The 20043-nt window shown below is 57.1% G+C and carries 20 protein-coding genes and 1 tRNA gene; 8 read left to right on the top strand and 13 right to left on the bottom strand.

Annotation, left to right across the window (positions count from 1 at the left end; all coding sequences use genetic code 11):
• The first annotated feature begins 11 nt into the window (after positions 1–11).
• The 5 genes from MKI83_RS05000 to MKI83_RS04980 all read left to right on the top strand — a co-directional run bounded on the left by MKI83_RS05000 (position 12) and on the right by MKI83_RS04980 (position 3152).
• Positions 12–497, top strand: coding sequence for a hypothetical protein (locus MKI83_RS05000; RefSeq protein ID WP_241583783.1), 486 nt, complete (start codon positions 12–14; stop codon positions 495–497).
• Entirely contained in the window at positions 476–970 is a 495-nt protein-coding gene (locus MKI83_RS04995) for a DUF2514 family protein (protein ID WP_241583781.1), read from the top strand. The genes MKI83_RS05000 and MKI83_RS04995 overlap by 22 nt, the downstream gene beginning before the upstream one ends.
• 173 nt (positions 971–1143) lie before the next feature.
• A complete protein-coding gene (locus tag MKI83_RS04990; RefSeq protein WP_241583779.1) occupies positions 1144–1947 on the top strand; it encodes a DNA adenine methylase in 804 nt (267 codons plus the stop codon).
• A 340-nt stretch (positions 1948–2287) separates the two neighbouring features.
• Positions 2288–2434: a hypothetical protein gene (locus tag MKI83_RS04985; RefSeq protein WP_241583777.1), complete on the top strand. Its 147-nt coding sequence runs from the start codon at positions 2288–2290 to the stop codon at positions 2432–2434.
• A gap of 46 nt (positions 2435–2480) precedes the next feature.
• Positions 2481–3152, top strand: a complete 672-nt coding sequence (locus tag MKI83_RS04980) for a helix-turn-helix domain-containing protein (RefSeq protein ID WP_241583776.1) — start codon at positions 2481–2483, stop codon at positions 3150–3152.
• A gap of 516 nt (positions 3153–3668) precedes the next feature.
• Here the strand turns inward: MKI83_RS04980 and MKI83_RS04975 are convergent.
• Positions 3669–6266: an AAA family ATPase gene (locus MKI83_RS04975; protein ID WP_241583775.1), complete on the bottom strand. Its 2598-nt coding sequence runs from the start codon at positions 6264–6266 to the stop codon at positions 3669–3671.
• Positions 6267–6730: 464 nt separating this feature from the next.
• Positions 6731–7663, bottom strand: a complete 933-nt coding sequence (gene rlmF, locus MKI83_RS04970; protein WP_241583774.1) for a 23S rRNA (adenine(1618)-N(6))-methyltransferase RlmF — start codon at positions 7661–7663, stop codon at positions 6731–6733.
• A 10-nt stretch (positions 7664–7673) separates the two neighbouring features.
• Between rlmF and MKI83_RS04965 the strand changes: the two genes are divergently transcribed.
• Positions 7674–7838 (top strand): hypothetical protein, encoded by a 165-nt coding sequence (locus MKI83_RS04965; protein WP_241583773.1) that lies wholly within the window; start codon positions 7674–7676, stop codon positions 7836–7838.
• On the opposite strand, the gene MKI83_RS04960 is transcribed toward MKI83_RS04965, so the two are convergent.
• From MKI83_RS04960 to MKI83_RS04920, 9 genes are all read right to left on the bottom strand, one after another.
• Positions 7835–8620, bottom strand: coding sequence for a 4'-phosphopantetheinyl transferase family protein (locus tag MKI83_RS04960; RefSeq protein WP_241583772.1), 786 nt, complete (start codon positions 8618–8620; stop codon positions 7835–7837). The two genes, MKI83_RS04965 and MKI83_RS04960, sit on opposite strands and share 4 nt — an antisense overlap.
• A 41-nt stretch (positions 8621–8661) precedes the next feature.
• Complete coding sequence (locus tag MKI83_RS04955) at positions 8662–9846, bottom strand: NnrS family protein (RefSeq protein ID WP_241583771.1); 1185 nt, start codon at positions 9844–9846, stop codon at positions 8662–8664.
• Positions 9847–10018: 172 nt separating this feature from the next.
• Positions 10019–10092: transfer RNA gene (locus tag MKI83_RS04950), tRNA-Gly, on the bottom strand.
• Between the two features lie 124 nt (positions 10093–10216).
• Positions 10217–10873: a potassium channel family protein gene (locus tag MKI83_RS04945; protein WP_241583770.1), complete on the bottom strand. Its 657-nt coding sequence runs from the start codon at positions 10871–10873 to the stop codon at positions 10217–10219.
• A gap of 57 nt (positions 10874–10930) precedes the next feature.
• The gene (gene mmsB / locus MKI83_RS04940) at positions 10931–11833 is read right to left on the bottom strand and encodes a 3-hydroxyisobutyrate dehydrogenase (protein ID WP_241583769.1); all 903 of its coding nucleotides are present in this window, start codon (positions 11831–11833) and stop codon (positions 10931–10933) included.
• 50 nt (positions 11834–11883) lie between these two features.
• Complete coding sequence (gene dspII / locus MKI83_RS04935) at positions 11884–12993, bottom strand: enoyl-CoA hydratase/isomerase DspII (protein ID WP_241583768.1); 1110 nt, start codon at positions 12991–12993, stop codon at positions 11884–11886.
• Positions 12994–13002: 9 nt separating this feature from the next.
• Positions 13003–13821 carry an enoyl-CoA hydratase gene (locus tag MKI83_RS04930; RefSeq protein WP_241583767.1) on the bottom strand — a complete coding sequence of 273 codons (819 nt, stop codon included), beginning with the start codon at positions 13819–13821 and terminating at the stop codon, positions 13003–13005.
• Between the two features lie 15 nt (positions 13822–13836).
• The gene (locus MKI83_RS04925) at positions 13837–15000 is read right to left on the bottom strand and encodes an acyl-CoA dehydrogenase family protein (protein WP_241583766.1); all 1164 of its coding nucleotides are present in this window, start codon (positions 14998–15000) and stop codon (positions 13837–13839) included.
• A gap of 129 nt (positions 15001–15129) precedes the next feature.
• Positions 15130–16623, bottom strand: a complete 1494-nt coding sequence (locus MKI83_RS04920) for a CoA-acylating methylmalonate-semialdehyde dehydrogenase (RefSeq protein WP_241583765.1) — start codon at positions 16621–16623, stop codon at positions 15130–15132.
• Between the two features lie 111 nt (positions 16624–16734).
• On the opposite strand from MKI83_RS04920, the gene MKI83_RS04915 reads away from it, so the two are divergent.
• Positions 16735–17616, top strand: a complete 882-nt coding sequence (locus MKI83_RS04915) for an AraC family transcriptional regulator (protein WP_241583764.1) — start codon at positions 16735–16737, stop codon at positions 17614–17616.
• Here the strand turns inward: MKI83_RS04915 and MKI83_RS04910 are convergent.
• The gene (locus tag MKI83_RS04910; protein WP_241583763.1) at positions 17613–18506 is read right to left on the bottom strand and encodes an HDOD domain-containing protein; all 894 of its coding nucleotides are present in this window, start codon (positions 18504–18506) and stop codon (positions 17613–17615) included. The genes MKI83_RS04915 and MKI83_RS04910 overlap by 4 nt on opposite strands.
• Before the next feature lie 89 nt (positions 18507–18595).
• On the opposite strand from MKI83_RS04910, the gene ung reads away from it, so the two are divergent.
• Positions 18596–19282 carry a uracil-DNA glycosylase gene (gene ung / locus MKI83_RS04905; protein WP_241584253.1) on the top strand — a complete coding sequence of 229 codons (687 nt, stop codon included), beginning with the start codon at positions 18596–18598 and terminating at the stop codon, positions 19280–19282.
• Here ung and MKI83_RS04900 read toward each other — a convergent pair.
• The gene (locus MKI83_RS04900) at positions 19260–20042 is read right to left on the bottom strand and encodes a substrate-binding periplasmic protein (protein WP_241583758.1); all 783 of its coding nucleotides are present in this window, start codon (positions 20040–20042) and stop codon (positions 19260–19262) included. The two genes, ung and MKI83_RS04900, sit on opposite strands and share 23 nt — an antisense overlap.
• Position 20043 lies beyond the last annotated feature (1 nt).

Below are 20043 nucleotides of genomic sequence, written 5' to 3'. Positions count from 1 at the left end.
TAGGAATCCCCATGACCCTGCCCGACATACGGGCGCAGGCACTAAGCCCTGCGCTCGCGTTATTGCCTTCGCGTATGGAAAGCCCGCAGGCCGAAGTGATGCTGCTCGCCATAGGCTTGCAAGAGTCGCGCTTTATCCACCGCCGCCAGATTGGCGGGCCGGCCAAGTCGTTTTGGCAGTTTGAGCTTAACGGCGTGCGCGCAGTGCTTAAGCACAGCGTGGTGGGCGACATTGCCAAACAGTGCGTTGGCGTTTGCCGCGTAGAACCAGACCCGCTCAGCGTACACAACGCCATCGAGTATGACGATGTGCTGGCGGCCTGCATGGCGCGCCTACTGCTGTATGCCGACCCGTTACGCCTGCCTGCTTTGGGTGATGTGTGGGGCGCGTGGGACTTGTACCTGCGCACATGGCGCCCCGGCAAACCGCATCGCGGCACATGGGATGCTCTTTATGCGCAAGCGCTGGAGGCCGTATGCCCACCCAAAGCCGCCTAATCGCCGTGGCCGTTGTGCTGGCCTTGGCCTTTGCTGCCGGCTGGCTGGTCAATGGCTGGCGCTGGCAGGCCAAGCTATCCGCGCTTGAGCTGACCCACGCCGAACAATACGCCAGCGCGCAGGCTCAAGCCCGCAGTGAAGAACAACGCCGTCAAACCGCCGTGGAGGGCATACGCCGTGATGCGCAACGCCATATCGATCAAAGTCAAACTGATGCTGCTACCGCTGGCGCTGCTGCTAACGGCCTGCGCGCAGCACTCGACACCGCCAAGCATCGAGCCGCCAGCTGTGCCAGCGCTACCACTGGAAGCCCGACAGGGCCAGACCAAGCCACTGTGCTCGCCGACCTGCTTGCAGAACTGGAGCAAGAAGGTAGAGCAATGGCGGCAGAAGCTGACCGACGCGGAATAGCAGGGCGGACGTGTGAGCAGTACGCCGCCGCCACCCAGCAACAAAAACGCCCCGACCGATAGGCAGGGGCGTATCGCAAAACACCGACTAAAAGGGCGAGGCCAGCGGTGCAGCAACACCACTGACCACGCCGAACTCGCAGACCATACCTGCAAGCCCAGCCAAGGCCCTTACCTCGTGCACGAAGCGGGGTAATCCTATAGCTGTTTATCCATCCAGTACAAGGCTTGCAATTATGACATCACCGATCATCCCTTGGATGGGCGGCAAGCGCCGTCTTGCCGATCGATTAATTCCGCTATTCCCACCGCACGAATGCTACGTCGAGGTTTTTGCCGGTGGCGCTGCGCTGTTCTTTCTGCGCCCGCAGCCCGCGCCCGTTGAAGTGCTTAATGACATCAACGGCGATTTGGTCAGCCTCTACCGCGTGGTGCAGAACCATGTCGAAGAGTTGGTGCGGCAATTTAAATGGGCGCTTTCCAGTCGCCAGTTGTTTGAGTGGCAGAAAATCACCCGCCCCGAAACCCTCACCGATATCCAGCGCGCCGCGCGTTTCTTCTACCTGCAGCACCACGCCTTTGGCGGCAAAGTGTCGGGGCAAAACTTTGGTACCGCTACCACGGGGCCGGCGCCTAACATTATGCGCATCGAAGAAAACCTCTCAGCCGCTTGGCAGCGCCTTGCCGGCGTGTATGTCGAAAACCTGCCATGGCTGGAATGTGCCGAACGCTACGACCGGCCACATACCTTTTTGTACATGGACCCACCGTACTGGCAGACCGAAGGCTACGGCGTTGATTTTCCGTTTGCTGAGTACACCCGCATGGCTGACTTCATGCGCCGCTGCAAAGGCAAAGTGATGGTCAGCATCAATGACCATCCCGACATCCGGGCAGCGTTTGACGGCTTTCATATGCAACGCATTGATATCCGCTACAGCAACACTAACCAGCGCCAAGGCACTGCCGAAGTGACGGGCGAACTGGTGATCATGAACTGGCAGCCCGCTGAGCTGGGCGGGCTGTTTGCAGGGCTTTAAGGCACAAGCTATGCCCGGCCAGAACGATGGGGCCATCAAAGCCATCCCTGATCGCCTAGCTAGTCAAGCTGACAGGGAGCCCTATTTGGATTGTTTGTAGCAATGAAAATGCCCCGATGGCCCACCGGCAGGGAGAGCTAGCGAAAAGCCTACGCATGACAGCCAATACTGCGTAATTGCCTCACCTCTGGCCTGTATCAAGAGCGGGTTTTGGCTTGCGCAAAACCCTACGATGTTGAAATATCACTAATTATCACGGTTCATCACTAAACGATCAGTGGTGGTGTTTTTTCCAACTGATAGATTGAGCTCTCTACTCACAGAGGTAAGGAGCATCAACATGACCAAACAGAGCAATGACAAGGCAAACGCCCACAATCGTAACTCTGGCACCAATGGCACCAACAAGACCTGGGATAAAAACCACGGCCATACTGGCTGGCAAAAGAACCCTGAGCACCCAATGAATCAGGGGAAAAAGTCTTAACGTGTTAGGGGAGCTTTGCTCCCCTTATTATCTGAGCAGGAGAGACATGGAACATCAGTCTGATACAAACACAGGGAAAAATGCTAAGAAAAAGCCTTTCAAGCTGACGCGACAGTTGATTCGTCTAGCCCTAAATGACGGCTGGACACAGAGAGAAATTGCAGAAAAATGTCGAGTTCAACAATCTATCGTCAGTGCTTGGAGCAAGGGGGGCAAGTACGCGACTGAAGCGCAGTTAATGCCTCTGCTTGAGGTCTATGGCCATAAGTTACGAAGAAATACATTTCGTATGTATTGGTCGTTCGACTTGACCACGCAGGCAAAGACATTCTTTCGGGTAGAAGGAAAAATCATTCTTTCCGAGGTTATGTTTAAGTTGAGTGATTTTGCTGGGAAGTCGAAAAAAAAATCACCAACCATGAAGCTAATTGTCCACCACCAGGGGGTGGATAAATTCAGGGTTGTAATTCAGAGAAGATTAGAGCTTGAACCCCCATCACAGTATGCTTTGGAGAGCGACCAGGATGCACTTTGGTCTGCCGAAATATTAGATCAGAAAAGTAGTGCTGAACTCATTAGCTTTTTAGATAAGCTCTCTACAGAATTAAATAGCGAAAGCCCTCTCGTAGGTCTTTCGTTGCCGTTTTTGCTACGGCAGGCATTGATGAATCATGGATTCTCAGTGGGCGGTGTTGTTGAGTACCCAGCTGTCTGGTAGTTTGATCAAACCCCAAACGGAACAAGGGCACCTTAAGCCCTTACGGCGGCATATCCGCGTTGATCTGTATACCTTTAGGGGTTAGCCCCGTGAAAAGCCATCCGCTTCCACGGCGCGATTCAGGTCGTTTTTGGAAGGTTGATTGCGGCCTTTGCAGGCTAGGCGAAAGGGGAACTGATTAGCCGAAACGCCATCATCCTAGAGGGTATGGGGTGGGACGAGCCCCAAGCCGCCAGTCTCTGGCCGCTTGGGGTTTTTAGACCTATTAAGAGCTTATAAACTAATTGCATAGCACTGAGTGTGCGAGTGCTCACTGGCTGTGTTGTGCCCGTCTGGACCAGTCCCTAAGCATCTTGCTGCTAGGGATTGTCTCGATGGTAAGCGGAAAAGTTGCGAGCGGAAGATAAGGGCTAGAGCAGGGCAATCGCCTCGGCTACCGAGCGGTTCATAACTTGATCTCGCCATAACAGTATGTGAGCCGTCACTATAGGCACAGCGCACCTATTTGCAAATTCCCTACACAATGCGCCCCTTGAACTCATCCATCCACGATACAAGCTCCAATACATCCTGCTCGAAAACGTCGAGCTCAACTGGAACTTGAGGCAGTTCGTCTGCCTGCGAGTGTTCATACACCGAGTATGTGGTCATCAACCGGTCAATGTAGTCACAGTCGGCAGTCGTAACCTTAGCGACCCCTCTCAACTTCCCTTTGGTCATGACGTCCCTTCTGAATCGGGCAACGACATCATGCAGGAGGATGAACTCGACCGTTCGCTCAAGAATGATCCGAAAATCGCTACAGGCACTCTTCACTGCAAGGTCATATCCATCCGCATCGGCTTGCGCCTGAAGCTTCTTAAGCTGCGGAACGACCTGATCTCTAATTGCATTGATAGCTTTGTCGGGCTTGGCATCCCGCAAGTTGTGCTGCGCCAAAATCCCCGCAATTTTATTCAGCCGCCGAAGAGATAGCACTGTGTTGTTGATCTTCGGGTTATCCGGCTTCTCCGCATGCTTTTTGAGCGCAGATTCGACCAATGCAATCAGCGACAGGCGGTGCGTGAAGATAATGACCTGCCTGGTCTTCGCCAGCTCAATTAGCCTAGCCACAACCCGCTCTTCGAAATCCTGATCTAAGGAGGAAATCGGGTCATCGAAGATGAAAGGAGCTAGCTGGTTAGAACCGGTGGTATCTGCCAGAAATGCGGCTAACGCGACGATTCGCAATTCACCCTCGCTAAGTACGACCTCAGGCGAGTGATTTCCCCTAGCCCCGACAAGGGTGAGTCCAAACGTGATTACACCCTTTCCTTGAGCCTTGCTTTGTGGGGCCACCGGCAACCGACTACCACCAAGTGCTTTCAATTCCGCAACAAAGCGAGCCTGGTAGCCAGCATCAAGTTCAGTCTTTGCAAGCTCATTGCGTTTGGTCGTCAGAGCATTGGTTGCGGTCAACCGTGCAGCTTTATCCAGCAGCTCCACTGAGGCCAGCCGCTGACGCTCCGCAAGGATGGCTGGCTTGTTCTCGGATAACCATTGTAACGCCTTGAGCTGCTTAACCCGAGTTTCGAGCTCTTGTCGCCTCCCATCTTGCTGCAGCTGGGTGAGGCTGACCTCCTCTGCAAGCAGGTCGACGGCGCGCTTTTCCAAGGCGTTATCAATAGCTTCCCAGTCGAATTTCAATAGGTCGGCTGCAGCAGCACATTCAACAAACTGAGCACGCCTGCTTTTCAGCGCCTCATGCCAGCTACGAGCAACCGGTTCGTCGAACTGCAGCTGAGTCAACCTCGTGATCCAATCTTCAATGGACGGCAACTGGACTATCTTCGCTACAAGAGCTGCATTAGCGCTTTCTGCCGTTTTTGCCGCAGTCTCGAGGCCGGCAGTGACGAATGATTCGAAACTCTTGAGCCGTGATGCGGCATCTGCCGTAAGCACCTGTTGGCATAGCACGCAATGCGCGCCATCCGCTGTCACTGGGAACTCGTGGCCGTGGTAAGCATTAGCAACTGAATAGTTGCGCGCCTGCTCCCACATCAGCATCCAGGCAGCCTCACCGACCCCTTGAAGAGGTGCATTGGCGAAGGCCTTTTGCGCGACGTCATTGGCTGCCTTCCTGGCTACCTCTGCATCATTCTTCGACTTGAATAGCGCAGCAGCTTTCTCGTCCGATAGGCCCTCTTTCAGAGTGCGCATCGCCTGCTTGATGCTTTCGGTTGCAACTTTGTCTTTTCCAATGGCAACAAGTCTGCCCGTAATATCCTTTTCCGCCAGCAAGCCTTCAGCCTTGATTCGCTCTTCGTCTAGCTCTTTAGGGAATTGGCAATACGCTTCAATTTTCTCCGCGGATACCGAAGCCTTCAAAGAAGTCAGCCAGCTTTTTTCCGCAGTATTTTCCAAATCCACAGGAAACTGTGGAAGAGAGCTGACAAGCTTTTCCTTCTCAGATGTCAGCTCTGCAGAAACCTTGTCCGAAATCTGAATGAGTAGAGTGATGAACCGCATGCTGCTGGGCTCATAGCTCGACTCTGTTTTCCCCATATATTGAGACGCAGCCTTTGAGTCAAATACCTGCGCCTGCTTAAGCTGAGGATGAGGTTCGGTATTAGGCTGCCAGTTAATATCTCGGGGAATACCATCGACAGTGATTCGGCATTGCGCACTACATGCGTGCTGCTCATCGCTGAAGACGTTTGGACGAATTTCATCCTTTGAACGCGATCCGCATAGTTGCTTAAGCAACCGGGCATAACCACTCTTCCCTGAGCCATTTTGGCCGTAAATCACGGTCAAGCTACCCGCTCCGAACTGAAGAGACGCGCCCGGCTTAATCGCATTGACACCAAAGACTTGGCTAACCTCTTCAACTCTAACGACCGGCCTTATGGTCGCAGCAGAGAATGATCCTGGAGCTACGCTAGCGAATCTGAGATCCTGCTGCTTAGCAGCCTCTAGCTTGCAGAGGAGCACTAGCTCGGCAAGCTCCTCCTCATTCGGCGGCCGCTTCTGTTCGATGAGCCTCTTTGCTGCTGTCTGTAACCAACGACCTCGCTCGCTCAGCCACTTTTCGAAGTCGTCTACGTAAACCTTTCCGTTAGCCAGATTCGACATCCCTGATCTCCATACTATGGGGCAGAAAGAGTCATACCACGACTACGTGCCGTCACTCTAGTGTTGGATTCTGTTGGTTGCTCAAATACGGCGCAGATTCTGGCTAATTCCCTAGGACCTTATCGAGTGAGCCAAATAGCTTAGGTGAATGGGGTTTTGGGTTGCCTTTTTCGTACTGAGAGAAAAGTAAAAGCGGCGTGCTTGGATTGTTACTTCTAGATCCTAGTTAATACGGTCTAACTAGAGGATGCTGCTGCAGTATTTTGTATATTTTGAGGATTGTTAGGGCAGCCGAGGCTGACAAAGCCAACTTTAGGGGTGGTTGCGGACATCAAACAAACCTCATCAGACGCTTTGAATGGGCGTCGTTGATCAAAAAGTGCGCAATTCTAGCGGCGCTGATTCAGATTATCCAGCGCTTAGCGCTTGAGTGCGCGCGTGTCTTGGCGTTCGGTTGTGGCGTTTTATGACTGCCAGCGCTGCTCGCGCCACTGTTGTCGCTGCGCGTCGTTGTGGAAGCTCCACGCGACAAAGCGGCTTTGTTTTTGGCCTTGCGCCATGTCGGTGGTGATCACCTTGTGGGCGCCCAATTGTTCGAGTTGCTTGTACACCGCCGGCAGGTTGCCGCTTTTGGAGACCAAACTGCTGAACCACAGCACTTGCGTGGCGCAGTCAGCGCTTTCTCGCAGCATGCGCTTAAGAAATGAAGCCTCGCCGCCGGTGCACCAGAGCTCGTTGCTTTGTCCGCCGAAGTTCAGTGCCGGCAGTTTGCGCTTGGGGTCGCGTTGGCCGAGGTTTTGCCATTTGCGCCGACTGCCGCTGGCGGCCTCGTCGGCACTGGCGTGAAACGGCGGGTTGCACAAGGTGAGGTCAAAGTAATCATCGGGCTGCAGTAGCTCGCTGAAAATTTTCCCGCGCTGCTGTTGTTGGCGCAATTCGATGGCTTGGTTAAAGCCTGCATTGGCGTTGATGATCTGCTGGGCCGAGGCCAGCGCCACGGGGTCGATATCGGAGCCGACAAAGTGCCAGCCGTAATCACTGTGCCCGAGCAGTGGGTAAATGCAGTTGGCGCCGGTGCCAATGTCTAACACCTTGATGGGCAAGCCGCGCGGTATCGTTTGCTGGTTTTCTAAGGCGAGCAAATCGGCCAAACCGTGCACATAGTCGGCACGGCCGGGTACGGGCGGGCACAGGTAACCTTCGGGAATATCCCAGTGCGCGATGCCGTAGAGTTGCTTGAGTAACGCGCGGTTGAACACGCGCACCGCTGCCGGGTTGGCAAAGTCGAGGCTTTGCTTACCGTAGGGATTGAGAATGACAAACGGCTCAAGCTCGGGGCAGCTTTGCAGTAGCGCGACAAAATCGTAGCGCCCTTGATGACGGTTACGCGGGTGCAACAGATTGGCTTTGGCCGAAGACTCCGTGCTGGGCTTTGGCTGCTTAGCGGGCTTGCTGCTGGGTTTGGCCTGGCGAGGCTTTGAAGTGGGGCGCTGGGTGTTTGGCATGGGCGAGGCTGGGCAATTCGATGATCAACAGTGGTGGGCATTGTCCCACAATGGCTCAGATCGTTAGCTTGTTTCTGTATGAGCTAGGGCGATGAGCCCGAGCACGCTGTTTGTCTGCCATTGCCAGTGCGCGGTCACACGGCTGCCTATTGGCCATGCTGGGCTTAGCTCACGGTTGAGGGTCAGCTGGGCTTGGCCCTTGGAACTAGTGGCCTCGGCGCTGAGCACGACGTGGGCGTCGTGGAAATAAAAACGCGTTTGAGTGAGTGGGTAGAGCGTCTTAAACAGCGCCTCTTTTAAGCAAAATGCCAGCGTGACATGCGCCGCTTGCGCGCTTTGCGGCAGGGCTTGCCAAGCGCTTAACTCTTCATCGGTCAGGATCTCACCGGCTAAACGCTGTGCTCGCGCGGCACTTAAGCACACTTCGATATCGACCCCGATCCCTTGCCAGTGAAGGCTGTCTGCGACGATAGCAACGGCTTGGCTGTGGCTGTGGCTGATGCTGCCGATTTGCCCGGCCGGCCACTGCGGCGCACGGTCAGCGCCGATGCTGGGTACTTGCTCAGCAAACTTTAGTTTTTTCTGCGCTTGCAACACGCACCAGCGCCCGGCCAAGTACTCGCATTGGCGCTTAATGGCTGCGTTTGTTAGGTGTGCTGGCAGCGTGAGTGGAAGGGGGAGGCGATGCGCTTGGTTAGCAGACGAATCTGCTGCTAACGCTGGGGCTAAGTCCGTGGGGCTAAAGCGACAGGCCTGCAAGGCGATGCCGGTGTGCGCTAGTTCAGTCGGCCACTGCCAGCGCCAGTCTGCGCAAAACAACGGGTTAGGATTGGGCTGTGGCGCTGTCACTGGCGCACCTCAATACGATGGTGCGCCAGAGCTTATCAGAGTTAGCCCGGATGGCCGTCCACACGGGTTTGGCAGAGCATTGGCGCGTAATGCCACAAAAACAGACCGAAGGCGCTGGCCCAGCACAAGCCAGCCAGCCATAAACCGTCTTGGTAGACGACGAGCGTCAGCAGTACGCGACTCAGCGCGGCGGCGTTGAGCAACATGAACGCCAGATTCATCGCCGCAGGGGGCTGCAGCGGGCGACCGGTATGGCCCAAGCTGACGCGCGCCAGCATGGCCAAAATCATGCCCGCCATCGCGCCGATGGCCAGTGCATGGGTCGCTTGGCTAAAGGTATCAATCACGCCTAAATGCCACAGCGCAAAGCCTACGCAGGCGATGATTAGCCACAGGTAAGACGCATGCAGCGACCACAGCAATGGCACCTTGACCACGTCTTTATCTAGCCAGCGATAAAAACGGCAAGCGTGGCCCGCGCCTAAGGCGATAAACAAGGCAGCCATCCAAACGCTGGCGCTGAGTGCGAGGCCGCTGACATGCAGCAAGGCCATGGCAATGCTGCCACCCAGCAAGGCGCCATCGAGCTTGGGCTGTGCCGGTACTTGCTGCAAGCGACCAAGGCCGCGCTGGGTAAAGAAGGGGATAACCCGGCCGCCGATCAACGTCATCATGGCGACCACCAGCCACAGTCCGCCGAGTACGCCTTGGCGTTGAACTGGCTCGGCGTGATTGAGCACGGCGTTCAGGGTGACCCCGTCGACCAAAGCCAACAGCCCTAAAACCAGCACGATGGGGTAGTTGCGGGTTTGTTTAACCTTATACAGAGTGCGGCCCATCACCACGGCCACGGCGACAAGAAACAGCACGTTACTTAACCACAGCAACCAGCCGGCCTCGGCAAACCAGCTCAAGCGGCCTAACAGCCACAGCAGCGCGAGCGCGGCGAGTGGGCGACCGCTAAGCCCCGGTTGACCGGTCCAGCTTTGTACCGCGGTGAGTAAAAAGCCGGCAATGATGGCCCCCGCAAAGCCAAACAATAATTCATGGCGGTGCCACGCCAGCCAGCCGCCCAGAGGCGCTTGGCTAAAGCCGCCGCTCAAGGCAATCAGCCACACGGGGATAGCCAGTAGTGCCAATACGGCACCGCCCAAAAAGAATGGGCGAAAACCCAAGCGCAAAAGAGGCGGAATGGCCATGGCGCTGCGTTTGTCGAGAATCTGCATGGCAGGCTCCTACTAAGTTCTTCGCTAGTCTGCGCGTTTTGCCGCGTAACAACATGATTGGTATCAAAAAATGGCTGATCAGTGGCGGCGTCAGGTTTAAGCGGCAGGCAAGCGATGACGCAGTACAAAGGCTATGTGCTGAGACTGAAAGGAGATAGGTGCTTGAGGGGGATGGAGCGGGTGATGGGAATCGAACCCACGCTAGCAGCTTGGGAAGCTGCAGTTCTGCCATTGAACTACACCCGCGTATAACGCGATGGCCTTGTGCGGTGATTGCCACCATTCAAGGCGCAGCCATTTAACCAGATGCCTGCCGGCAAATGAAGCCAGCAGGCGCAATTAAGTGGTTTTTTCTTAGCTGATCAACAGGTTAGGGCATGCCATGGCCGGGCGGATTGGGCTCGCTGAGCATGTTGATGCCGCGTGCCACACCTAGCGCAATAAACATCACCCCAATAACCCCTTCGGCACTGGCCAATAAGCGCGCCCATGGGGTCATCGGCAGCAGGTCGCCGTAACCGACGGTGGTGAGTGTGACTAGCGAGAAATACATCATGTCGTGCAGATGCGGCAGGGTATCCGGTTGGCTGCTGATCAAGTAAGCGTCTTGGTCGAGCGCCTGCACAATGGCGTGTCCCATGGCAAAGCCCATGGCGATCATCAAATAAACCGCAATCAAGCCAAACAGTAAGTCAGCGCTGACCGGACGAAAACGCACCATGTGCACAAACAGGCCGCCGGTTAAGGCGCTAAACACGCCCAGCAGTAATAGCGCTTTGATCAGTTCGAGTGATTCGTCTAAGTGCAGCAAGTTAAACAGGTAGTTACTCAGTAACAGCGGCAGCAGTAGCCACAAGTACAGCTTGCGGTTGTGCAGGGCATGTAGGGCGCTGAGGCTGAACAAGGTCAGTGCCGTCATGTTGAGGTAGGGGATCTTGTGCGGGAACAGCAACAGGCTGGTCATCACCACACAGTTTAAAAACAGCAGGGTAAAACGTTTGCTATTGGCCCAGTACACCAGCGGCATGCCCACACTCCTTAGTTGCTGTTGGCAGTGTGGGCAATTGCGCGCTGTTGAACAAGATTAAGGGCGCGTAAACAACTGCTGCACCGCCGAGAAATCCAGCTTGCCCTTGCCTTGCAGCAGCAGCTGGCGATACAGCGCTAAGGCCAAGCTGCCCATCGGCGTGCTGGCCGCGACGCTTTGTGCGGCTTGCTGGGCAAGGCCTAAGTCTTTGCTCATAAGCTCGGCCATAAAGCCACCGCTGTAGCCTTTGCTGGCGGGTACGTTGTCCATCACGCCGGGCCAAGGATTGTATTTTTCTAGGCTCCAATTGCCGCCCGAGCTCTGGCGCATGATTTCACTCAGCACGCCAGCATCCAGCCCATTGGCCACGCCTAAGGCCAGTGCTTCGGCGGTGCCGAGCATGTGCACGGCCAGCAATTGGTTGTTGCACACCTTGGCCACTTGCCCTGCGCCGTCGGGGCCGGCGTGGTAAATGTTTTTACCCATGCACTCAAGAATCGGTCGCGCTTGTTTGAGCGCTTCGACACTGCCGCCGACCATAAAGGTCAAGGTGCCGCCCGCCGCGCCTGCGGTGCCGCCGGAGACCGGTGCGTCGAGCATCGTAATGCCGCGCTCGTGGGCCGCGCTGTGCACTTTGCGTGCGCTGTCGGGGGCGATGGTCGAGCATTCCAGTACCAAGGTATTGGCTGGCAGTTGGCTGAGCAGGCCGCCATCGCCCAAATACAAGCCTTCAACATGCTGGCTGGCCGGCAGCATCGAAATCACGACTTCGGCGCCTTGTATAGCTTCGGCGGCGCTGTTGGCGGCGAGGCCGCCGGCGGCGAGGCCGCCGGCGGCGCTGAGTTGCTGCAAGCTGGTGGCGACTAAGTCAAAGCCGCGCACCGTATGGCCGGCTTTGAGCAGGTTGAGTGCCATGGGCAGGCCCATGTTGCCGAGGCCGATAAATGCAATGCTGGTCATGTTGGGTCCTTGTCTCAATGCAGGGCGGTGAGTGAGGCAACGCTCACGGGTTACGGCGTTAGGTCATGCAAGGGATGCGTTCCCTGCCAAGCGGCAGCAAAGTGCGCCTCAATCACCGCCTGTGGAATGTCGGCGATGTTGGGCCAATGCCATGCCGGTTGCTGATCTTTGTCGATCAAGCGGGCGCGTACCCCTTCGGCAAATTCGGGATGACGGCAACAGTTGAGCGCCATGGCGTATTCCATGCGAAACACCCCGCCGAGTGATAAATGCCGTGCGCGGCGGATTTGCTCCCACACCAGCGCCGCCGTAAGCGGGCAGCCGCCGCGCAGGGTTTTGCTGGCGCGTGCCAGCAGGGCGTCACTGTGGTCGTGCAGGTCGCTGATGGCTTGCCACGCCGCGCTGGCGTCGGCGACATCCAACCATTGGTTGATCTGCGCTTGTCGTGGCAGCCATTGCGGGTCTGGGCGCTGGGCTTGTGCTTCGTGTTCCAACGCTTGCAGCAGGCTCAGTAATTGCTCTTGGCTGCGTTCTTGCCAATTGATTTGCACTAAGCCGGCGAGCAAGGCTTCTTGTTGTTCATCCAGCAAGAAACGATCGGCCAAGCCCAAACCGAGTGCATCGCTGGCGTTGACGTGCGCGGCGGTCAAGGCCAAGAACAGCCCCAATTGGCCGGGCAGGCGGGTTAAGAACCAACTGCCGCCCACATCCGGAAATAAGCCAATGCTGATTTCTGGCATGGCCAAACGCGTGCTGGGGGTGACGATGCGCACGCCGGCGCCTTGCATCAAGCCCATGCCGCCGCCCATCACATAACCGTGTGCCCAGCAAATAAAGGGCTTGGGGTAGGTGTGGATGGCGTGGTCGAGGCGATATTCGTCGGCGAAGAAGCGCTCGGCCAGCGGTGGCGCTTCGCCGGGGTGTTGGTGGCATGCTTTGACCAGATCGACTACATCGCCGCCAGCGCAAAAGGCTTTGCTACCCGCACCGCGTAAGACCACGGCGCTGATATGCGCGGCGTCCGCCCAGGCATTCAGTTGCTTGGCCAGCGCTTCGATCATTGGCAGCGACAGCGCGTTAAGGCTTTTTTCGCTGTTGAGTGTGGCAATGCCGATGCTAAAGCCGTGCAGGCTTGGGCGCTCTTCAAACTGTACGTGCATAGCCACCTCTTATTGATTGCGCCATTGCGCGGGGCGCTTGTCTAAGAATGCATTGACGCCTTCGCGGGTGTCGTCGGCATCAAACAGATCGACAAAACGCTCGCGCTCTTCGGGCAGCCAGGTGTTGGGCGCACGCTCGCGGGCACCTTGGATCAGCGGCTTGATGGTGCGCACGGCCACGGGGCTTTGCAGCGCCACTTTGCTGGCCAAGAGCAAGGCGCGGTGCTTGCCTTCGCCGCTGTCGACCACTTCTTCGACTAAGCCAATGCGCGCGGCGGTGTTGGCGTCGACACGTTCACCGCACAAAATCATGCGCTTAGCCCAGCCTTCGCCGACCAGCCAGCTCAAATGTTGGGTGCCGCCGGCGCAGGGCAGCAGACCCACTGTGGCTTCTGGCAGGGCGAGCTGGGCGTGGCGTTCGGCAATGCGAATGTCGCAGGCCAACGCGCACTCTAGGCCGCCGCCCATGGCGTAGCCGTTGATGGCGGCAATCGATACCCCGCGAAAGTCGCGCAGGGCCTCAAAGGCCTCGCCAAAGCGGCGGGCCATTTCACGGGCGCGGGCTTTGTCGCCATCGGCAAACAGTTTTAGGTCGGCGCCGGCGGAGAAAAACTTCTCGCCTTGGCCGGTGATCACCAAGGCGTAAATGTCGTCGTCGCGGTTTAGGTGCTCGACGATCATTTTTAAGCCGATCAGCGAATCGCGATCCCAAGTATTGGCTGCTGGATTGTTGATGGTGATCAGCGCGGTGTGGCCGCACTTTTCCAGCATCAGTTTGTGGGTGAGATCAAACGGGCCGCTTTTGTAGGGTTCTAAGGCTGTGCTCATAGGGTTCTCCTTGGGTTACAGCAGGCCGTCGAGCATGCCGCCTTGCTCGAGCAGACGCCGCGCGATGATCACGCGCATGATTTCGTTGGTGCCTTCCAGAATCTGATGCACGCGGCTATCGCGTACCCAGCGCTCCAGTGGGTAGTCATTGAGATAACCATAGCCGCCATGCACCTGCAGGGCCTCATTGCACACGTTAAAGCAACGGTCGGTGGCCAAGCGCTTGGCCATGGCGCAGAACAAGCTGGCTTCAGGATGGCTGCGATCGAGCTTGTCAGCGCCTAAGCGCACCATCTGCCGGCTGGCGGTCAGGTCGGTGAGCATGTCGGCGAGCTTAAATTGCAGCGCTTGGAAGCTGGCCAAGGTTTTACCGAACTGCTGACGTTCTTCGACGTAGCGCAGGCTTTGCTCCAGCGCTGCTTGTGCCGCCCCTAGCGAGCAACTGGCGATATTCAGGCGGCCACCGTCGAGGCCTTTCATGGCGTAGGTAAAGCCTTGGCCTTCTGGTCCGATCCGCTGGCCGGCGGGAATGCGTACGTTGTCGAAGGTGATGGTGCGCGTCGGCTGGGCTTTCCAGCCCATCTTCAGCTCATTGCGGCCGTATTCGATGCCGGCGGTGTCTGCTGGCACCAAGAAGCAGGACACGCCTTTAGCGCCGTGGTCGCCGGTGCGCGCCATCACGATCAGCACATCGGTGCTGCCGGCGCCTGAGATAAAGCACTTGCTGCCGTTGAGCACGTATTCGTCGCCCTCGCGTGTGGCGCGGGTGCGCAAGTTGGCCGCATCGGAGCCAGCATCGGGCTCGGTTAAGCAGTACGAGGCCAGCAGCTCACCGCTGACTAAGCGCGGTAGCCAGGCGTTTTTTAACGCCGCATCGGCAAAGCTGGCGAGCATCCAGCTGGCCATGTTGTGGATGGTGATAAACGCGGTGGTGGCCACGCAACCGGCGGCCAGCTGCTCAAAGATCAAGCTGGTGGACAGGCGCGACAGGCCCAAGCCGCCATCGTCTTCTGGGATATACAGCGCCAGATAGCCTTGCTCGGCGGCGCGCTTGATGACATCCACCGGAAAGTGGCTGTCGCGGTCCCAGTCGGCGGTAAAGGGCGTGAGTGCCTCGGCGGCAAAGCGGCGGGCGCTGTCGACTAATAAACGTTGTTCTTCGCTGAGTTCAAAATCCATGCTGTGCTCACTCTTCAAAGGCGGGCAGTGCGGCGCAAGGGCGGTTGGCGCTGACGCCGAATCAGCGGGTGTGCGATTCGGCGTGCGGCTACCGCCAGCCCTGCGGGGTTTAGCGCAATGCCGTGGCGATCATTTCAGTTGAATGGTCATGTTGGGCCCGCTGACGGGGGCATCATCAAACCAGCGCGTGGTCACGGTTTTGGTTTCGGTATAAAAGCGAATCGCCTGTTTGCCGTAGGCGTGCAGGTCGCCGTAGAAGCTGCCTTTCCAGCCGGTAAACGAGAAGAACGGTAGTGGCACCGGAATCGGTACGTTGATCCCCACTTGGCCGACTTCAACGGCGTGTTGATAGTGGCGCGCGGCGCCGCCGGAGCGGGTGAAGATGCTGGTGCCGTTGCCGTAGGGGCTGTTGTTAACCAGCGCAATGGCGTCGTCGAGGGTGTCGACCTCCATGCACACCAGCACTGGGCCGAAGATTTCTTCGCGGTACAGGCTCATCTTGGTGGTCACGCCGCGAAATAACGTCGGGCCGACCCAGTTGCCGTCAGGGTAGCCGGCCACCGTGCAGTCACTGCCGTCGAGCAAGCACTCGGCACCTTCGGCTTTGCCTTCAGCAATCAGGCGCAGCACACGTTGCTTGGCCTGCGGGTTGATGACGGGGCCAAAGGCGGCCGCGGGGTCATTCCAGTAGCCGGGTTGGATGCTTTGCATTTGCTCGGCTAGTTCTGGGATCCACTGCTTTGATTCGCCGACAAATACAGCCACGCTGATGGCCATGCAGCGCTGCCCGGCCGCGCCGCAGCTGGCGCCAACTAAGTTGCTGAGGACCTGATCTTTCGGCGCGTCGGGCATGATCACCATGTGGTTTTTTGCCCCGGCGAAGGCCTGTACACGCTTTAAATGCTGGGTGCCGGTGCGATACACGTGTTGCCCCACCGGTACCGAGCCAACAAAAGAAATCGCGCGAATGTCCGGGTGGGTCAGCAGCGCATCGACCGGCTCGCGCGCGCCGTGCAGCACCTGCAACAAGCCGGCTGGCGCGCCGGCCTCGATAAATAACTCGGCCAGACGGTTAACCGTCATCGGGTCTTGTTCGGAAGGTTTGAGCACAAAGCTGTTGCCGCAGGCGATGGCCAGCGGAAACATCCACAGCGGGATCATCGCCGGAAAGTTAAACGGGGTGATGCCGGCGCATACGCCAAGGGGCTGAATCCAGCTGGCGGTATCAATCTCGCGGGCGACGTTTTCGACCGTTTCACCCATCATCAAGCTGCCGATATTGCAGGCTTGTTCGACCACTTCAATGCCGCGCCAGACATCGCCTTTGGCATCCGCAAAGTTCTTGCCGGTTTCGGCGGCGAGAATCTCGGCGATTTCGTCGTGGTGTTCTTTGAGCAAGTGTTGGTAACGCAGCATCAAGCGCGCACGGTCGGAAACCGGTACTTCACGCCAGCTTTCTTGCGCGGCTTTGGCGCTGGCGATGGCGTCTTCGATGTCTTCCGCCGTGGCGCGGGGGGCTAAACACAGCACTTGCTGGGTCGCTGGGTCGAGCACTTCGATCACGTCATGCTGGGCGCAGTCGCGCCAACTGCCAGCGATCAGTTGCGGAATAATCTTGGCCATTGCACTTGCCTCATGTTGTTTTGAGCTTTTGTAGCATGGCTAAAACCGGCTGTGGATTGACGATATTGCCCAGTAGATGGACTATCTTGCTTTTGCTGGGTGGGCAGCCTGATGACCAAAGCGGTGATGACCTCGAGTTGGCCCTTGCCCGAACAAGGGGTGCGTTTAGTCATTGCGCCGCGCTTGCGCCGTGCTTTGGAGCGCCACCCGTTGGGGGCTGGGTGTTACCCGCAAGCGTTGGGTTATTACCCTAAGGCACACGGGCATCACATGCGCCGCCAGCAACATGAAGATCATTTGCTGATTTATTGCCGCGCCGGCCAAGGCTGGCTCCGCGTAGGCGAGCAGCGCTGGGAGGTGCGCGGTGGCGATTTGTTGCTGCTGCCCGCCGGCACCGCACATGAATATGCCGCCGATGCACAGCGGCCGTGGACCTTGTACTGGGTGCACTTTGCCGGCACGCACAGCGATGACTTTATTGATTTGCTGGGGGCTAAGCCTTGGCGGCGCGTTGGCGTGTTGCCGCGCTTGCTGGCGGAGTTTGAAGCCTTGCTCGGTTTGCAGCGCCAAGGCTTAAGCCTGCCGCATTACCTGCATGCGGCGCATCAATTGCAAAGCATGCTGAGTTACTTGGCGGTGTTGCCGGCGCAAGTCACGCTGAAGTCGGGGCGGCGTTTGGATGTTGAAGCGGTGCAAAGTTATATGCGCCAGCACCTGCCGGATCAGCTCAACCTTGAGCAGCTGGCCGGGCACTTTAAGTTGTCGCGTTTTCACTTTGCGCGGGTGTACCGCGATTTAACCGGGCATAGCCCCATGCAAGACTTTATCCAGCTAAAAATGGCGCAAGCATGCCGCTTATTGGATGAGGGCGAGTTGAGCGTGCGGCAAGTGGCGGAGCAGCTCGGTTATGACGACAGCTATTATTTTTCCCGCCTGTTCAAACAAGTGGTGGGGATCGCGCCCAGTCATTACCGAGCGCTGCACCAAGGCTAAAGGACGCTTTCGCGCTCATGCAGTAGCGGCGGCAGTGCTGGCCCTTGCAGCGAGCTAAGCAGGGCGTTGACCTGCTCTAGATGCTGCTCAAGCCAATCTTCCGCGCGTTTAGGTTGCGGGCTGCGCCACGGTAGCTTTTGGAATGCGGGTAGAAGGTGCAGGTTGGGTAAGGCAAAGGCTTCTCCGTGCGCGCTGGCCAGCAAGCGACTGGCGACAATCACCAAGCCCGGCAAGCCGATGGCTCCTTCCGGGTCGTAAGACCAATGTTGCCGTTGTCGCACCACGTTACGCAGCGATTCGGGCATCTCCCAGTGAATGGTCAGCATCACGCCGACTTCGGCGGAGTGGTTGTTACACAAGCTTTCAAGCTCGGCAGCGCCTAAGTTGGGGATGTGTGCCGTTTCGCGAATGATCAGCAAGCTGCCGATGTCTTCCAGCAAAGCGGCAAGCAGTAGCTCATCATTGATGAAGCCGTAACACTGCTGACCTAACACGCAGGCGATGGCGGCGCGTTGAATGGCGTGCTGCCAACGGCGCTTCAGCGCTTGCTGAATATGCGGGTTGGTGCTGATGAACAGATGGCGCAATGCAAAGGCGGTCACCAACTGGTTGAGTGCGCGCTCGCCAGTTTGGGTGATGATTTGCTTGAGCGACGGCGCGCGGCCACGGTTGCCGTACAGGGGGCTTTCGCTGATCTTGAGTAAGTAACTGGCCAGCGCTGGGTCGCTTTCGATCAACGGCTGTAGTTCGCGCATGCTCCAGTCCGGTTGATTGAGCAAGCGGCGGATTTTTAGCGATACCTCGGGCAGTTCGGGCAATTTTGCCTCACCTGAACTGATACGCCGGCAAATCTGCAATGCCGGATGGCCGTTAAACAGCGGGTCTTGCATACAGCGTCCTTTGCTTGATTGACACGCTTAGCCCTGTTTCTTAGGGTGCCACGGCCAAATTTACGGATATCGGAGTCACAGTGACTGATTTGATCGCCCCAGCCGCAGGCCTTGAGGCCAGTTGGAAGGTTCATCTGCAGGATGAGTTTAGTCAGCCTTACATGATGGCGCTAAGCCAGTTTCTACGTGAGCAGCGTGACATCGGCAAGGTGATTTATCCATCAGCCGATAAGCTGTTTCATGCCCTTAACAGTACGCCGCTGTCGGCAGTCAAGGTGGTGATTCTTGGGCAAGACCCGTATCACGGCCCTGATCAGGCGCACGGCTTGTGTTTTTCCGTACCGCGCGGGGTGGCGGCGCCGCCTTCGTTAAAGAATATTTTTAAGGAATTAGCGCGTGATTTGGCCATTCCCTTGCCCGCGCATGGCTGTCTGCAAGGTTGGGCCGAGCAGGGCGTGTTATTGCTTAATACTTCGCTGAGTGTGGAGCATGGGCAGGCTGGCTCGCACGCGGATAAGGGCTGGCAGCGTTTTACCGACCGGATTATCGCCTTGGTCAATGAGCAGTGTGCCGGCGTGGTGTTTGTGTTGTGGGGCGCGCATGCCCAGGGTAAGCAAAAGCTGATCGATACCGGCAAGCATCACGTGTTGCAGTCAGTGCATCCATCGCCTTTGTCGGCTTACCGAGGCTTTCTGGGCTGTGGTCACTTCAGTGCGGTGAATCGCTTACTAATCGAACAAGGCAAACCAGCGATTAATTGGCAACTGCCGGTGTAGTTTGCTCGCGCGGCGGTAGTTCGTGGCTCTGCAAATAGCGCTGCATGCGGCCGTCTTGCCACAGCACTTTAAGACCTTGGTTGAACTGCTCAAGTCGTTGTTGATTGCCTATGACTTTGCGCGACAGCAGCAGGTGCAAGGTGTGCGAGCGCAGTGCTTTAGGATGCTTGATCAGACGTGCCCGCTCCTCTGGTGAGAAGTGCTCATTGAGCAAGGACTCTGCAACGGTTGGGTTGATGGGGAAGACATCAATTTTACCGTTGAGTAAATAGCGCAGGTTTTGCGTGTCGCTATTGGCAGGGTGTAGCGATAAGAGATTGGCCTTGACCGCTTGCTGCATGGCTTCGCCGTAGTTGTAGCTAGTGGTCACGCCAATGCGCAGGCCTTTGAGGTCTTCGAGGGTTTGCCAGTCGAAGCCACGGTCTTTGAGACTGTAAAAAAACTGCCCCGAACGCATGATCGGCGCACTGTAGTAAAAGTCAGCGGCCCATTCGGTTTTGTAAGACCACACGGCGGTGCCATCGCTTTGTCCGTCACGAGCGAGATCAAAAGCTCGTTGCCAGTCATAAAAGCCCCAATCCACGTGAATCTGTTGGCTGGCGTAGGCCTCATCAATAATGCGAGAGGCGCTGCCATTAAACGGCAGCATGGCGCCGATGTAAGGTTGCCATTCGCCGGTGCTGATGATGATGCTGGGTTGGGCAAAACTGCCTGTGCTGTATAGAAGCAGCCAACACAGGCAGTACGCTGCTCGGCGCATG

Origin of the sequence: Atopomonas sediminilitoris (assembly GCF_022601735.1) — a bacterium.
GTDB lineage: Bacteria > Pseudomonadota > Gammaproteobacteria > Pseudomonadales > Pseudomonadaceae > Atopomonas > Atopomonas sediminilitoris.
Note: the sequence above shows the minus strand (reverse complement) of the source record. Positions and strands in the feature narration are given on the sequence as shown.

What these genes read in the sequence shown, in the direction of transcription:
- MKI83_RS04985 (WP_241583777.1), top strand. Translation starts at nt 2,288, where the DNA reads ATGACCAAACAGAGCAATGACAAGGCAAACGCCCACAATCGTAACTCT.
- MKI83_RS04995 (WP_241583781.1), top strand. Translation starts at nt 476, where the DNA reads ATGCCCACCCAAAGCCGCCTAATCGCCGTGGCCGTTGTGCTGGCCTTG.
- MKI83_RS04945 (WP_241583770.1), bottom strand. Translation starts at nt 10,873, where the DNA reads ATGCCGCTGGTGTACTGGGCCAATAGCAAACGTTTTACCCTGCTGTTT.
- MKI83_RS04955 (WP_241583771.1), bottom strand. Translation starts at nt 9,846, where the DNA reads ATGCAGATTCTCGACAAACGCAGCGCCATGGCCATTCCGCCTCTTTTG.
- MKI83_RS04915 (WP_241583764.1), top strand. Translation starts at nt 16,735, where the DNA reads ATGACCAAAGCGGTGATGACCTCGAGTTGGCCCTTGCCCGAACAAGGG.
- MKI83_RS04980 (WP_241583776.1), top strand. Translation starts at nt 2,481, where the DNA reads ATGGAACATCAGTCTGATACAAACACAGGGAAAAATGCTAAGAAAAAG.
- MKI83_RS04930 (WP_241583767.1), bottom strand. Translation starts at nt 13,821, where the DNA reads ATGAGCACAGCCTTAGAACCCTACAAAAGCGGCCCGTTTGATCTCACC.
- MKI83_RS04910 (WP_241583763.1), bottom strand. Translation starts at nt 18,506, where the DNA reads ATGCAAGACCCGCTGTTTAACGGCCATCCGGCATTGCAGATTTGCCGG.
- MKI83_RS05000 (WP_241583783.1), top strand. Translation starts at nt 12, where the DNA reads ATGACCCTGCCCGACATACGGGCGCAGGCACTAAGCCCTGCGCTCGCG.
- MKI83_RS04990 (WP_241583779.1), top strand. Translation starts at nt 1,144, where the DNA reads ATGACATCACCGATCATCCCTTGGATGGGCGGCAAGCGCCGTCTTGCC.
- MKI83_RS04925 (WP_241583766.1), bottom strand. Translation starts at nt 15,000, where the DNA reads ATGGATTTTGAACTCAGCGAAGAACAACGTTTATTAGTCGACAGCGCC.
- MKI83_RS04920 (WP_241583765.1), bottom strand. Translation starts at nt 16,623, where the DNA reads ATGGCCAAGATTATTCCGCAACTGATCGCTGGCAGTTGGCGCGACTGC.
- MKI83_RS04900 (WP_241583758.1), bottom strand. Translation starts at nt 20,042, where the DNA reads ATGCGCCGAGCAGCGTACTGCCTGTGTTGGCTGCTTCTATACAGCACA.
- dspII (WP_241583768.1), bottom strand. Translation starts at nt 12,993, where the DNA reads ATGCACGTACAGTTTGAAGAGCGCCCAAGCCTGCACGGCTTTAGCATC.
- mmsB (WP_241583769.1), bottom strand. Translation starts at nt 11,833, where the DNA reads ATGACCAGCATTGCATTTATCGGCCTCGGCAACATGGGCCTGCCCATG.
- MKI83_RS04975 (WP_241583775.1), bottom strand. Translation starts at nt 6,266, where the DNA reads ATGTCGAATCTGGCTAACGGAAAGGTTTACGTAGACGACTTCGAAAAG.